The 11,966-nt window shown below is 66.0% G+C and carries 12 protein-coding genes; 5 read left to right on the top strand and 7 right to left on the bottom strand.

Annotated elements, in window-relative coordinates; genetic code table 11:
- Nucleotides 1–115: 115 nt before the first annotated feature.
- Together C8K14_RS02360 and C8K14_RS02355 are read left to right on the top strand one after the other, a co-directional pair.
- A complete protein-coding gene (locus C8K14_RS02360; protein WP_107715582.1) occupies nucleotides 116–610 on the top strand; it encodes a hypothetical protein in 495 nt (164 codons plus the stop codon).
- Nucleotides 611–813: 203 nt separating this feature from the next.
- On the top strand, nucleotides 814–1,185 hold the full coding sequence (locus tag C8K14_RS02355) for a hypothetical protein (protein ID WP_199223663.1): 372 nt from the start codon (nucleotides 814–816) through the stop codon (nucleotides 1,183–1,185).
- A 76-nt stretch (nucleotides 1,186–1,261) separates the two neighbouring features.
- Here C8K14_RS02355 and C8K14_RS02350 read toward each other — a convergent pair whose 3' ends face one another.
- Both C8K14_RS02350 and ychF read right to left on the bottom strand, forming a co-directional pair.
- Nucleotides 1,262–1,720: a MaoC family dehydratase gene (locus tag C8K14_RS02350; RefSeq protein ID WP_107715580.1), complete on the bottom strand. Its 459-nt coding sequence runs from the start codon at nucleotides 1,718–1,720 to the stop codon at nucleotides 1,262–1,264.
- A 53-nt stretch (nucleotides 1,721–1,773) separates the two neighbouring features.
- Nucleotides 1,774–2,874, bottom strand: a complete 1,101-nt coding sequence (gene ychF / locus C8K14_RS02345; protein ID WP_107715579.1) for a redox-regulated ATPase YchF — start codon at nucleotides 2,872–2,874, stop codon at nucleotides 1,774–1,776.
- A gap of 170 nt (nucleotides 2,875–3,044) precedes the next feature.
- Here ychF and C8K14_RS02340 point away from each other — a divergent pair, with 170 nt between their 5' ends.
- Nucleotides 3,045–4,625, top strand: coding sequence for a tetratricopeptide repeat protein (locus C8K14_RS02340; RefSeq protein WP_107715743.1), 1,581 nt, complete (start codon nucleotides 3,045–3,047; stop codon nucleotides 4,623–4,625).
- A gap of 162 nt (nucleotides 4,626–4,787) precedes the next feature.
- Here C8K14_RS02340 and C8K14_RS02330 read toward each other — a convergent pair whose 3' ends face one another.
- From C8K14_RS02330 to C8K14_RS02310, 5 genes are all read right to left on the bottom strand, one after another.
- A complete protein-coding gene (locus tag C8K14_RS02330) occupies nucleotides 4,788–5,183 on the bottom strand; it encodes a PEP-CTERM sorting domain-containing protein (RefSeq protein WP_084390722.1) in 396 nt (131 codons plus the stop codon).
- 237 nt (nucleotides 5,184–5,420) lie between these two features.
- Nucleotides 5,421–5,990: an aminoacyl-tRNA hydrolase gene (gene pth, locus C8K14_RS02325; RefSeq protein WP_054130943.1), complete on the bottom strand. Its 570-nt coding sequence runs from the start codon at nucleotides 5,988–5,990 to the stop codon at nucleotides 5,421–5,423.
- Between the two features lie 156 nt (nucleotides 5,991–6,146).
- Complete coding sequence (locus tag C8K14_RS02320) at nucleotides 6,147–6,758, bottom strand: 50S ribosomal protein L25/general stress protein Ctc (protein ID WP_107715578.1); 612 nt, start codon at nucleotides 6,756–6,758, stop codon at nucleotides 6,147–6,149.
- Between the two features lie 121 nt (nucleotides 6,759–6,879).
- Nucleotides 6,880–7,773, bottom strand: coding sequence for a TraB/GumN family protein (locus C8K14_RS02315; RefSeq protein WP_107715577.1), 894 nt, complete (start codon nucleotides 7,771–7,773; stop codon nucleotides 6,880–6,882).
- A complete protein-coding gene (locus tag C8K14_RS02310) occupies nucleotides 7,770–8,696 on the bottom strand; it encodes a TraB/GumN family protein (protein ID WP_233250866.1) in 927 nt (308 codons plus the stop codon). Before C8K14_RS02310 ends, C8K14_RS02315 begins: the two co-directional genes overlap by 4 nt.
- A gap of 99 nt (nucleotides 8,697–8,795) precedes the next feature.
- Here C8K14_RS02310 and C8K14_RS02305 point away from each other — a divergent pair, with 99 nt between their 5' ends.
- Complete coding sequence (locus tag C8K14_RS02305; RefSeq protein WP_107715741.1) at nucleotides 8,796–9,701, top strand: glycine--tRNA ligase subunit alpha; 906 nt, start codon at nucleotides 8,796–8,798, stop codon at nucleotides 9,699–9,701.
- Nucleotides 9,702–9,834: 133 nt separating this feature from the next.
- A complete protein-coding gene (gene glyS / locus C8K14_RS02300; RefSeq protein WP_107715576.1) occupies nucleotides 9,835–11,943 on the top strand; it encodes a glycine--tRNA ligase subunit beta in 2,109 nt (702 codons plus the stop codon).
- Nucleotides 11,944–11,966: the final 23 nt, after the last annotated feature.

The following is an 11,966-nucleotide window of genomic DNA, read 5'->3' as shown; positions in this document are numbered from 1 at the left end:
AGGGGGACCGCGCGCGTAGCGCGTGGTGGAGGGGGCGCCCCCTCCGTCGGGCCTGCGGCCCGCCACCTCCCCCGGTGGGGGAGGATTTGATGCGTATTGCTGTGGGAGAGAGATCATGCGTTCGATTGTTCTGGCCCTGCCTCTGGTTTTGCTCGCCGCGTGTCACAAAGCCCCGCAGCAAAGCGACGATGCGGCGATTGCCCAGGTGGAGGCGGCGCAGAAGGAGCGGGCACCGGCGCAAGAGATCAGCCCGCAGGTCATCGACTTTTTCGACATCACCAAAGGCAAGCTGACCGGATCGGGATGCAACTTCGTGCCCGACAATGGTGGCATGGGGGCGGTGCTGCTGGCGCAGGAGGATCGCGGCCTCATCAAGATCAAGGATCAGATCGTGGTATTGGCCGCCGACAAGGGCAGTGCCACGCTGCCGCAGCACGGCTGGTCGCACTATACCGGGCGCGAATGGGCGCTGACGCTGACGCGGCTTGATGATGGCAAGGCCAAGACGATGGGCGTGATCGACAGCTTTGACGGGCAACTGGTGATATCCGACGCCGACAGCCGCCCGGTTTATACCGCCAAAGGCAATGTGCAGTGCAAGCCGATGTAGGTTTTGGCGTCACATCCTGCAAAAGCACCAATCTGGCGCGTTTCGGTCCATTTCGGCGTGACTCTTTGCCCTCTCATGCGTCTTGCATCGCGCGGGGGCGCCAAAGACTAAGGGAAACGCCTATGAACAAGGGTCGTCACATCGTGTTGCTTTCCGCACTTCTGCCAATGGCGCTGGCAGGGTGTGCAACCACCGGATCGGTTATGCGAGCCCAGGCTGCGGCCGATCAGGCGCAGGCGCGCGCTGATGAAGGCGTAACAACGGCGCAGCGTGCGCAGGGTTCGGCCGATTCCGCAGCACAGGCTGCGGCACAGGCACAGGGTTCGGCCAACAACGCGATGACTGCTGCGCAGAGCGCCGGTTCGGCCGCCCAGGCTGCCTCGATGGCGGCGCAATCGGCCGGTAGCCGGGCTGACAGCCTGGAAACGCGCCTGCGCTCGCTCGAGCGGTGGAAGTGGGCCAAGACCCACCCCAAGAAGGCCAAGAAGCACCACGCGCGTCATCACCACGCCAAGCACAACGCGGCGCTGCATCGTCCGGTCACCGCCGATCAGACCTCTGCCCAGAAGATGTGATCACGCACATCTGATGCAAGGAAACGGGCGCGTGTGGCCAATGCCACGCGCGCCCTTTTTCGTGGACCCTGCCTGTTCAGTCGGTGCCGTTGGGGTCGCGCGTGCTCACCATGGCGTTGCTCACCATGGTCAGTACGATCACGTCATCCTGGTTGAGCACGCGGGTTTCGGCACGGAACAGGCCCATTTCCGGGCGCGACTGGCTGCGCCGCTTGCTCAGGATCGTGGTTTCCACGCGCAGCGTGTCGCCGGGATAGACCGGGTGGCGCCAGCGCAGTTCGTCGATGCCGGGTGAACCAAGGCCCTGGTGGCCGGCGCGGTCCTGCTCTTCCACGATCATCGCCATGGTCATGGCACAGGTGTGCCAGCCACTGGCGGAAAGCCGCCCAAAGTGCGTGGCGGCGGCCGCCTCGTCAGACAGGTGGAACGGTTGCGGGTCATATTTTCCCGCAAACTCGACCACTTCCTCTCGCGTGACGTGGCGTTGCCCGAACCGGGCAACGGCGCCCACTTCCAGATCTTCATAGTATCGCATGGGGGCAGGGTGAACCTGCTTTCCCCATGCGTCAACCATCCGATCGAACAGGTTCAGACGTTGAACTTGAAGTGCATCACATCGCCGTCCTTGACGATGTATTCCTTGCCTTCCTGGCGCAGCTTGCCGGCATCGCGCGCACCCGCCTCGCCGCCCAGCGAAACGAAATCGTCAAAGGCGATGGTTTCGGCGCGGATGAAGCCGCGCTGCATGTCGGAGTGGATTTCGCCGGCAGCCTCGGGGGCCTTGGCGCCCTGGTGGACGGTCCAGGCGCGGGCTTCCTTGGGGCCGACGGTGAAGAAGGTCAGCAGGTGCAGCAGATCGTACCCGGCGCGGATCACGCGGTTGAGACCGGTTTCATGCAGGCCCAGTTCGGCCAGGAACGCCAGGCGTTCCTCGCTGTCCATGCCGATCAGGTCGGCCTCGATCGCGGCGGAAACCACCACGGCTTCGGCGCCTTCGGCCTTGGCCTTTTCAAACACGCGGGCAGAGTGGGCATTGCCGCTGGCGGCGCTTTCTTCTTCCACGTTGCAGACATAGAGCACCGGCTTGGCGGTGAGCAGCTGCGCCTGCTTGAACAGGCGCTCTTCCTCGTCGTCCTTGGGCTGGGTGAGGCGGGCGGGCTTGCCTTCGCGCAGCAGTTCCAGCGCCTGGCCCAGCACCGAGGCCATGGCCTTGGCTTCCTTGTCGCCGCTGGTCGCCTTCTTGGCGGCGGCGGGTACGCGCTTTTCCAGGCTTTCCAGGTCGGACAGCATCAGTTCGGTTTCCACCGTGTCGGCGTCCGACAGCGGATCGACGCGGTTATCGACATGCTGGATATCGTCGTTTTCAAAGCAGCGCAGCACGTGGATGATCGCATCCACTTCGCGGATGTTGCCCAGGAACTGGTTGCCCAGGCCTTCACCCTTGGATGCACCGCGCACCAGGCCGGCGATGTCGACAAAGCCGAGCTGGGTGGGGATGATCTTCTGGCTGCCGGCGATCTTGGCCAGGGTATCGAGCCGGGCGTCGGGCACGCCCACGTTGCCCACGTTGGGTTCGATCGTGCAGAACGGATAGTTGGCGGCCTGGGCCGCCTGCGTTTCGGTCAGCGCGTTGAACAGCGTCGACTTGCCGACATTGGGAAGGCCGACGATCCCGCAACGAAAACCCATCTTCGTGTCCTTGGCTATGGCCCCAAGCCGATGCGGGGCCGCATATTGCCGGCCGCGATGGTGGCTTGTAGGCCCAAGGTCAAGGGGGCAGCGCCCTGTGGCAAGGGGTTTTGCGTGGCCGGTCGGCAATCTTCACCGAAGTTTCAGGCCTTGCTGGCATGGCAACCGGCATGAGGCGCGCTATCCTGCCATCGTTTTTGCACCGCCATGCCCGTGCCGGTCTGCCGCGCGGCGCGCTGATCACGCCGGCATTGGCGCTGGCCCTGGTGCTGGCCGGCTGTGGCGACAATCCCGCCGCCCATGCTGCCAAGGCCCGCAGCGCCTTTGCCGCGCAGGATTTCGTGACGGCGCGGATGGAAGCGCTGAGCGCGCTCGACTCGGGCAAGCTGCCCGCCGCCGACTCGCAGGCGCTGCTGCGGCTGCTCGCCCGTGCGCAGTTGCAGATGGGCGATGGCGATGGCGCGCAGGCAACGCTGACGCGGCTGGAAGATGCCGGCGGTGGCGGGCCGGCGGTCAACCGCATGAAGGCCGAAGCAGCCCTGCTGCGCGGCCTGCCGCGCCAGGCGCTGTCGCTGCTGGGCCAGGATGGCGATGCCGATGCCTGGCGCCTGCGGGCCGCAGCGCACCAGGCTCTGGGTGACAATGCCCAGGCACTTTCTGCATTTCGCCAGGGCATGGCCGCCGGAGACAATGTGCAACTCGCGCGCGACTATGCCCGCTTCCTGATCACGGCCGAAGATTTTGCCGGGGCCGACCAGGTCCTGGCCGTGATGCAGCGGCTCGATCCCAAGGGCCTCGATACCGCGATGGTCGAAGGGGCGCTGCGGGTCCGGCAAGGCCAGCTAGACGCGGCCGGCGCTGCCTATGACCGCGCAATCGCGGCCTATCCCCGCCGGATCGAGCCGCTGATCGAGCGGGCCAACCTGGCTGACATGCAAAGCCAGCTCGACCGCGCGATCGGCCTCATCGGCAAGGCCGCGCGCCTCGCGCCGGGCGATTCACGCGTGCTCGATCTGCAGGTGCAGTTCGCCAGCGAAAAAGGCGATTGGGAAAAGGTACGCCAGCTCTTGGCGCCGCATGAGGTCGATCTCGATCCACGCACCCCCAACGGGCTGACCTATGCCGAGGCGTTGCTGCGTCTGGGCCATCCCGAGCAGGCCCGCGTGATCTTTGCCCGCGCGCTGCTGCTCTCGCCGCAAAATCCCTATTCGCGCATGATGCTGGCCGAAGCACAACTGGCCACCGGCGATCCCGGCACGGCGCTGCGCACGATCCGGCCCTTGTCGGATTCGCTGCTGGCTGGCCAGCGCGAACTCGATCTGGCCCTGCGTGCGGCGCGGGCAGCGGGTGATCCCTCGGCCGATGCGCTGGCGGCGCGGCTCCGCTCCGGCCAGTGGCAGCAGGACCAGCGCCTGGCCGCCGATGGCCAGGCCGCGCTGGGCCGGCGCGATTGGGCCGCAGCAATCACCGCCTATACCGCGTTGCTGGGCAATGGCAGCGATCCCGAAGTGCTCAAGCGGCTGGCGGTGGCCTATACCAGCGCTGGTCGCCACCAGGAAGCGATCGCCTATGCCGACCGCGCCCTGGCCCAGGCGCCGCGCGATCCCGACATGCTGCATATCGCTGGCCTCGTGCGGCTCAACGCCGGGCAGGACATGGCCGCCGCGCAGCATCTGTTGCGCCGCGCGGTCGATGCCGATCCGGCCAACCGCCTGTTCCGCGCCGATCTCGCCCGCGCCCAGGCGCGCTGAGGCCATAGACCTCTTCCGAACGCAAAAATGCCGCCCAAGCCAGGCTTGGACGGCATTTTTGGAGAAACATCGCTTGGCGGCGGGATTTGGGCCAGCCGGGCGGCATGCGCAAGGCGTGCCGGCCCGTCCCTGTGCTGGTGCCCCCAGGCCCGCGTGCCGCGATCAGCGGCGGCGACGACGCACGAACGCCAGGCCAGCCAGGCCAGCGCCCATCAGGCCCAGCATGCCCGGTTCCGGCACGTCGGTGCCACCGGTCGACGACGAGGTAGTGCTGCCGCCCGAGGTCGACGAGGTGGTCGAGCCGCCGGTCGAGGTCGAAGTGGTGCTGCCACCCGAAGTCGACGACGTGGTCGAACCGCCCGAGGTGGACGAGGTGGTCGAAGACGTGGTGCTGCCACCCGAGGTCGAGGTCGAAGTCGACGAGGTGCTGCCGCACATCGCGGCGCCGGCCGAGTGGCCGCAGTTGCAATAGTGGGTGTGGAAGAAGGTGGCGTGGGCCGGGGCAGCAGCGATGGTGGTGGTCAGCGCGGCGGCGAGGATGGCAATCGAACGCTTCATGGTCAGTCCCCTGTCAAACTTGAAGTTTCAAACTGGAAGGCAGACGTTCGAACCATTAGATCCGAATGCACTGTCTTGGTTGACAGAGGTAAAAGCAAAAGCGGTGCCAATTGCAGAAATCAGCGCTTTTTGGTGGTTAACGCCGTTTCACGGGTGTGTCGGTTGTAAGCGATTCCGACGGTTTTTCCGGAAATTCGCGTTAACCTTTTCAGGACATTTCAATCTTGCTGGCGCGTTTCAATCCTGCTGGCGCCGGGCCACATCGCTCATGAAGCGAGTATCGTCGCCTTGGGCCAGCCGATCGGCTTCTGCTGCCACGGCGCCCAGCATGGTGACCAGGTCATCGTGCTCCGCCTTGGCAAAGGGGCCCAGCACATAACCGGTCACGCGGTCCTTGTGGCCGGGGTGGCCGATGCCCAGGCGCACGCGGCGGAATTCCGCGCCACAGTGCTGGTCGATCGAGCGCAGGCCATTGTGCCCGGCATGGCCGCCGCCCTGTTTCACTTTCACCTTGAACGGCGCCAGGTCCAGTTCGTCATGAAACACGGTGAGGGCATCGGTGGCGAGCTTGTAGAAGCGCAGTGCCTCGCCCACGGCGCGGCCGCTTTCGTTCATGAACGTGGCGGGCTTGAGCAGGATGATCTTCTGCGCGCCGATGCGGCCTTCCTGCACCCAGCCCTGGAACTTCTTCTGCACCGGGCCAAAGCCGTGGACATCGGCAATCGTGTCGAGCGCCATGAAGCCCACGTTGTGGCGGTGCAGGGCGTATTGCGGGCCGGGATTTCCCAGGCCAACCCAGACTTGCATGGCAGACGCTCCGGTTGTGGTTGGAGTTTGCAGGGTGTTTTGCGGTGAGGGCGCGCGTGCCTATTGCATGGGCGCGGCGCAAAAAAGAACCCCTCCCGGTTGGGGAGGGGTTCCTTGAACCGATGCGACAGCCCGAAAGCTGCCGTGCCGGAAAGATCAGCCTTCGCTGGCTTCGCCAGCAGGAGCTTCTTCCTCGGTCAGAACGGTCGGCGTGGCGATCGTGGCGATGGTGAAATCGCGGTCGGTGATCGCCGAGCGGGCGCCGGCCGGCAGCTTCACGGCGCTGATGTGCACCGAATCGCCGATTTCCAGGCCCGAGAGATCGACGATGATGTCATCGGGGATCTTGTTGGCTTCGCACACCAGTTCCAGTTCGTGGCGCACAACGTTGAGCACGCCGCCCTGCTTGATGCCGGGGGCCTTTTCTTCGTTCTGGAACACCACGGGCACGTTCACGTGCACTTCGGCGTTCGCGCTCACGCGCAGGAAGTCTGCGTGCTGCGGACGGTCGCTCACGGCGTGGAAAGCCACGTCCTTGGGCAGAGTGCGGACCTTCTTGCCGCCGATGGTCAGTTCGACGATCGAGTTGAAGAAGTGGCCGGTGCCCAGGGCACGTGCCAGTTCCTTTTCTTCGAGGTGGATGGCAACCGGTTCCTGGTTGCCGCCATAAACCACGGCAGGAGTGCGGCCTTCGCGGCGCAGGGCACGGGAGGCTCCCTTGCCTGCCCGTTCGCGCAGCTCAGCCGACAGGGTCAGCGTCTCGCTCATGTGAAATACCTTCCGAAATGAATCTGTTGCATGTTCCTTCCGCCACGCCTCCAGGGATGACCATGACGGGGAAGCGGCGGCCCTTAGCGGATCGGGCCGAAAAAGCAAGGGGCGTGCGCGATCACTCCACCCGGCGCACCAGCCAGCCCTTGGCCTGGAGCAGCGCGGGCAGGCCATCGCTGCCGGCCACGTGCGCCGCGCCCACGGCGATGAAGGGGGCGGCGCCATCCTTGAGCATGGCATCGATCTGGCTGGCCCAGGCCGCATTGCGCGCAGTGAGCAATGCCTGGTGCAGCGTGGGATCAGACAGAAAGCCCTTCTGGCTTTCGCGGGCAATGCCCAGGTCATCGCCGCGCAGCCACAGGCGCACCATGTCGGCATCATCATCGCGGCTGTCTGCCGCTTCCACGGCGATCTGTTCCAGCAGGGTCTGCTGCGCGCGATCGGGCAGGGCGTCGAATATGCCAAACTGCCCATCCAGCGTTTCCAGGCCCGCTACCGGCTTGGTGCCGATCAGCTTGCGCAACTGCGGCTCCACCCCGCTGGCTGGGTCCATGCCTTCCTTCTGCCCACCGATCGCGGCGATCTGCAGGGCAACCGCCCAGGATTCCTCGTTCTGGAATTGCGCGTCGGTCAGGTTGAGGTCTTTGTAGACCTTGGCCAGGGCATCGCGATACTTCATGGCGACGCGCGCCGAGGGCGGCGGCAGGCCGGGCGTATAGGCAAGGCGCGCCAGGGCGACGCCGGCGACATTGCCATCGAGCGGCTGGGCGATTTCCAGCACCAGGCGATCGGCATTGGCCAGCGCGCGGTCGATCGCCGGGCGGCGCCATTGCACGCCGGCGGGCAGGGCATGGACAGTGCCGAATATCCAGCCGCGCGTGCCGCTGGTATCGGCGATTTCCCACAACGCCACCTTGGCCGGCAGCGGCGGCGGCGCGGCCTTGTGGCACGCCGCCGCGAGCAGGGCGAGGGCAGCGACGAGGAACGGTTTCCAGCGCATGGTCATGCTCATTGCACCCGCGTCACAGTGATGCCGTCGCGCGCCAGGTCTTCCTGCACGCTGCCCTTGCCGGCCAGATGCCCGGCGCCCACGGCCACGAACACGGTGCCCGGCGTTTTCAGCCGCTGTTCGATCCACTTGGCCCAGGTGGCGTTGCGCCGGATCAGCAGTGCGTCGATCAGGCGGGGATCGTCTTGCATGTCGGCGGTCATCAGCTTGCCCAGTTCCTCGGCATTGCCCTGGCGCCAGGCAGCAACGATGCCGGCGATCTGTTCGCCGATCGTGTCGTACTGGGCGATCACGCTATCGAGCCAGGCGATCTGGGCATCCTGGGGCAGGCTGTCGATCAGGCCAAGCTGGAACGCCACGGTTTCCAGCCCCGCTTGCCGTTGCGGGTGGGCCGCCTGCAGTGCGGCTTCCACGCCGTGCGAAGGCTGATAGCCACGCTGCACCAGTGGCAGCATCGACAGCGCGGTGGCCGCCATCCAGGGCTTGTAGCCATCCAGTTGCGTGGCCGGCACGCCCGACGCGGTGAGCGTGGCCGCCAGCCGCGCCGCGCGCTGTGGCCCCAGCAGGGCAGTCAGGGTCTGCCCCTTGGGCAGCAGGCCTGGCGCGGTATCGACGGCGGCGTGCATATCGGCCTGCGTAACCTCGGTCACCAGCGTGTCCGATCTGTTCAGCGCCTGGGCCACCGGGCCCACCAGCCACGGCGCGCCACCCTTGGGCAGCATGTGGATCGTGCCGAACAGCCAGATCGTGGTATCGGCGTCAGCCACTTTCCACAGCGCCGGGCGCGAGGGCGCCGCATCGGCGGCGGCCTCTTGCGGCGCAGGCAGCGGGATGGTCTGCGCATCGGCAGAAAAAGGGGCCTGCAGCAGCGCCATGGCGGCACAGGCGGCGATGCGGGTGGGGATCTGGGCAAGGAAGCGGCGCATGCCTTGTCCCATGCACAGGGCAGCGCGCAATGGGAAGTCCCCATGTTGCGCCTGCTGGCGGTTGATTTGCGCTGCGCCATCGGCCATGGGCGGCACACCATGGCCGATACTGCACCAAAGCCGCTCAGCCTGCAGGACATGATCCTGCGCCTCCACGCTTACTGGAGCGACAAGGGCTGCCTTGTCCTGCAACCCTATGACATGCGCGTGGGCGCGGGCACGTTTCACCCGGCCACCACGCTGCGCTCGCTGGGGCCAGAGCCGTGGAACGCGGCCTATGTCCAGCCCAGCCGCCGGCCGACCGATGGCCGCTATGGCGAAAATCCCAACCGGCTTCAGCATTATTACCAGTATCAGGTGATCATGAAGCCGAGCCCGGCCGACATGCAGGATCTCTATCTCGACAGCCTGCGCGCCATTGGCGTCGATCCGCTGCAGCACGATATCCGCTTTGTCGAGGATGACTGGGAAAGCCCGACGCTGGGCGCCTGGGGCCTGGGCTGGGAAGTGTGGTGCGACGGGATGGAAGTGACCCAGTTCACCTATTTCCAGCAGATGGGCGGGTTTGATTGCAAGCCGGTGGCCGGCGAGCTGACCTATGGCCTGGAACGCCTGGCTATGTACATCCAAGGCGTCGATAACGTCTATGACCTGGCCTACAACAGTCACGGCGTGACCTATGGGCAGGTGTTCCTGGAAAACGAACGCCAGATGTCGAAGTGGAACTTCGAGATCGCCAACACCGACGCGCTGTTCGACCTGTTCAACAAGGCCGTGGCGGAATGCCGCAACTGCCTCGATGCCAAGCTGCCGATCCCGGCTTATGAACAGGCGATCGAGGCCAGCCACGTGTTCAACCTGTTGCAGGCGCGCGGCGTGATCTCGGTGCAGGAACGCGCCAGCTACATGGGCAAGGTGCGCGACCTCGCGCGCGGTTCGTGCGAAGCCTATATGGACAAGTACAAGGACGAATGGGCGCAGAAATTCCCGGGGTGGAGCGCATGAGCCGGTTGGTTGCGCGTGGGGCTTCGACAAGCTCAGCCCCAACGGACCTCTGGATCGGTTCTCACACCCCGTTCGCCCTGAGCCTGTCGAAGGGCGCTGACACCACCTTGAACACACTCAAGCGAGACGCCGCATGACCGCCGATTTCCTGCTCGAACTGCGCAGCGAAGAAATCCCCGCGCGGATGCAGGCCGGCGCGCGCGCCGATCTGGAAAAGCTGTTCGTCAAGGAACTGACCGCCGCCGGGCTGACGCCGGGCGCGATCACGGTATGGTCCACGCCGCGCCGGCTGGCGCTGATCGCGCGCGATCTGCCGCTGGGCACGCAAGCCGTTAGCGAGGAAGTGAAGGGGCCGCGTGCCTCGGCCCCGCCGCAGGCATTGGAAGGCTTCCTGCGCAAGACCGGGTTGACCCGCGAGCAACTGACCGAACGCGATGGCGTGCTGTTTGCCATCACCGAAAAGCCCGGCCGCGCGACCAAGGAGGTGCTGGCCCAGGCCATCCCGGCGATCGTTCGCGCCTTTCCCTGGCCCAAGTCTCAGCGCTGGGGCGCCGCCTCGTTCAGCCCGGAATCCTTGCGCTGGGTGCGCCCGCTCTCGGGCATCATCGCAATCCTGGGCGGCGAGGCGATCGACCTCGAAGTGGGCGGCATCCGCTCTGGCACGGTCACGCGCGGGCACCGTTTCCACCACAGCGGTGACATCACGATCACCGGCGCGGCCGACTATGCCGCCCGCTTGCGCGAAGCCTTCGTGATCGTCGACCACGCCGAGCGCGAGGCGCTGGTGCGCGATGGCGCGCGCGCCGCGGCGCAGGCCGCTGGCCTCGTGCTGGTGGACGATGAAGGCCTGGTCGTGGAAAACGCCGGCCTCACTGAATGGCCCCAGCCGCTGCTCGGTCGCTTTGACGAGGCATTCCTCGACGTGCCGCCCGAAGTGATTCAGCTGACCGCGCGGGTCAACCAGAAGTATTTCATCTGCCGCGATGCCGCCGGCAAGCTGGCCAATGCCTTTGTCTGCACCGCCAATATCGCCGCCACCGATGGCGGCGCGGCGATCGTGGCGGGCAACCGCAAGGTTCTCGCCGCGCGCCTGTCGGACGCCCGCTTCTTCTGGGAGCAGGACAAGAAGGTTCCGCTCGCCCGCCAAGCTGAAAAGCTGGCGCGCATCACGTTCCACGAAAAGCTCGGCTCCGTGGCTGACAAGGTGGCCCGCGTGGCCGACCTGGCCGAATGGCTCGCCCGCGAAGGCGTGGTGCCCGGCGCCGATCCGGCCCTGGCGCGCCAGGCGGCGCAGCTGTGCAAGGCCGATCTCGTCACCGACATGGTTGGCGAGTTCCCCGAACTGCAGGGCCTGATGGGCGGCTATTACGCCCGCGCCGAAGGTCTGGGTGATGCCGTGGCCGACGCGATCCGCGATCACTACAAGCCGGTGGGGCAGGGTGACGATGTACCCACCGCGCCGGTTTCGGTCTGCGTCGCGTTGGCGGACAAGCTCGATACGCTGCGCAGCTTCTTTGCGATCGACGAAAAGCCGACCGGGTCGAAAGACCCCTTCGCGCTGCGCCGCGCGGCGCTTGGGATCATTCGCCTGATCACCGAAAACGGCCTGCGCTTTGCAGTGGCCGAAGGCGACCTACTCGGCTTCTTTGCCGACCGTCTCAAGGTGCAGCAGCGTGAAGCCGGCGTGCGCCATGACCTGATCGATGCCGTGCTTGCCCTCGGCGGTGAAAGCGATCTCGTGCGCCTGCTGGCGCGCGTGTCGGCGCTTCAGGCGTTCGTCGGCACCGAGGATGGCGTCAACCTGCTGGCGGGCTACAAGCGCGCGGCCAATATCCTCAAGAAGGAAGCGGCAGCAACCGCTGGCGCGCAAGGCGAAGGCGTGGTGCCGCCCACTGGCGAGGAAGACCCTCTGGTCTTGGTCGATGATCCCCTGTTCAAGGATGTCGCGGCCGAATTTGCCCATGGCGAAGCGGCGCTGTCCTACACCCCCGAACCGGCCGAAGCGGCGCTGATGGCGGCGCTTGCCCAGGCCGAGCCGCAGGTGGCCGAGGCTGTGGCGCACGAGGCCTTCACCACCGCCATGGCCGCGCTGGCCTTGCTCCGCGCGCCGATCGATGCGTTTTTCGATGACGTTACGGTCAATGACGCAGATGCGGAAAAGCGGGCCCATCGCTTGGCCCTGCTTGACCAATTCCGTGCTGCGGTGCACAAAGTAGCGGACTTCTCGCGGATCGAGGGCTAAGCGCCCTCGGTCCATTTCCTGGA

The sequence above is a fragment of the Novosphingobium sp. GV079 genome, from assembly GCF_003058045.1.
GTDB lineage: Bacteria > Pseudomonadota > Alphaproteobacteria > Sphingomonadales > Sphingomonadaceae > Novosphingobium > Novosphingobium capsulatum.
This window is presented reverse-complemented; position numbering and strand designations above follow the sequence as displayed.

What these genes read in the sequence shown, in the direction of transcription:
- C8K14_RS02360 (WP_107715582.1), top strand. Translation starts at nt 116, where the DNA reads ATGCGTTCGATTGTTCTGGCCCTGCCTCTGGTTTTGCTCGCCGCGTGT.
- C8K14_RS02355 (WP_199223663.1), top strand. Translation starts at nt 814, where the DNA reads ATGCGAGCCCAGGCTGCGGCCGATCAGGCGCAGGCGCGCGCTGATGAA.
- C8K14_RS02350 (WP_107715580.1), bottom strand. Translation starts at nt 1,720, where the DNA reads ATGCGATACTATGAAGATCTGGAAGTGGGCGCCGTTGCCCGGTTCGGG.
- ychF (WP_107715579.1), bottom strand. Translation starts at nt 2,874, where the DNA reads ATGGGTTTTCGTTGCGGGATCGTCGGCCTTCCCAATGTCGGCAAGTCG.
- C8K14_RS02340 (WP_107715743.1), top strand. Translation starts at nt 3,045, where the DNA reads ATGAGGCGCGCTATCCTGCCATCGTTTTTGCACCGCCATGCCCGTGCC.
- C8K14_RS02330 (WP_084390722.1), bottom strand. Translation starts at nt 5,183, where the DNA reads ATGAAGCGTTCGATTGCCATCCTCGCCGCCGCGCTGACCACCACCATC.
- pth (WP_054130943.1), bottom strand. Translation starts at nt 5,990, where the DNA reads ATGCAAGTCTGGGTTGGCCTGGGAAATCCCGGCCCGCAATACGCCCTG.
- C8K14_RS02320 (WP_107715578.1), bottom strand. Translation starts at nt 6,758, where the DNA reads ATGAGCGAGACGCTGACCCTGTCGGCTGAGCTGCGCGAACGGGCAGGC.
- C8K14_RS02315 (WP_107715577.1), bottom strand. Translation starts at nt 7,773, where the DNA reads ATGAGCATGACCATGCGCTGGAAACCGTTCCTCGTCGCTGCCCTCGCC.
- C8K14_RS02310 (WP_233250866.1), bottom strand. Translation starts at nt 8,696, where the DNA reads ATGCGCCGCTTCCTTGCCCAGATCCCCACCCGCATCGCCGCCTGTGCC.
- C8K14_RS02305 (WP_107715741.1), top strand. Translation starts at nt 8,796, where the DNA reads ATGGCCGATACTGCACCAAAGCCGCTCAGCCTGCAGGACATGATCCTG.
- glyS (WP_107715576.1), top strand. Translation starts at nt 9,835, where the DNA reads ATGACCGCCGATTTCCTGCTCGAACTGCGCAGCGAAGAAATCCCCGCG.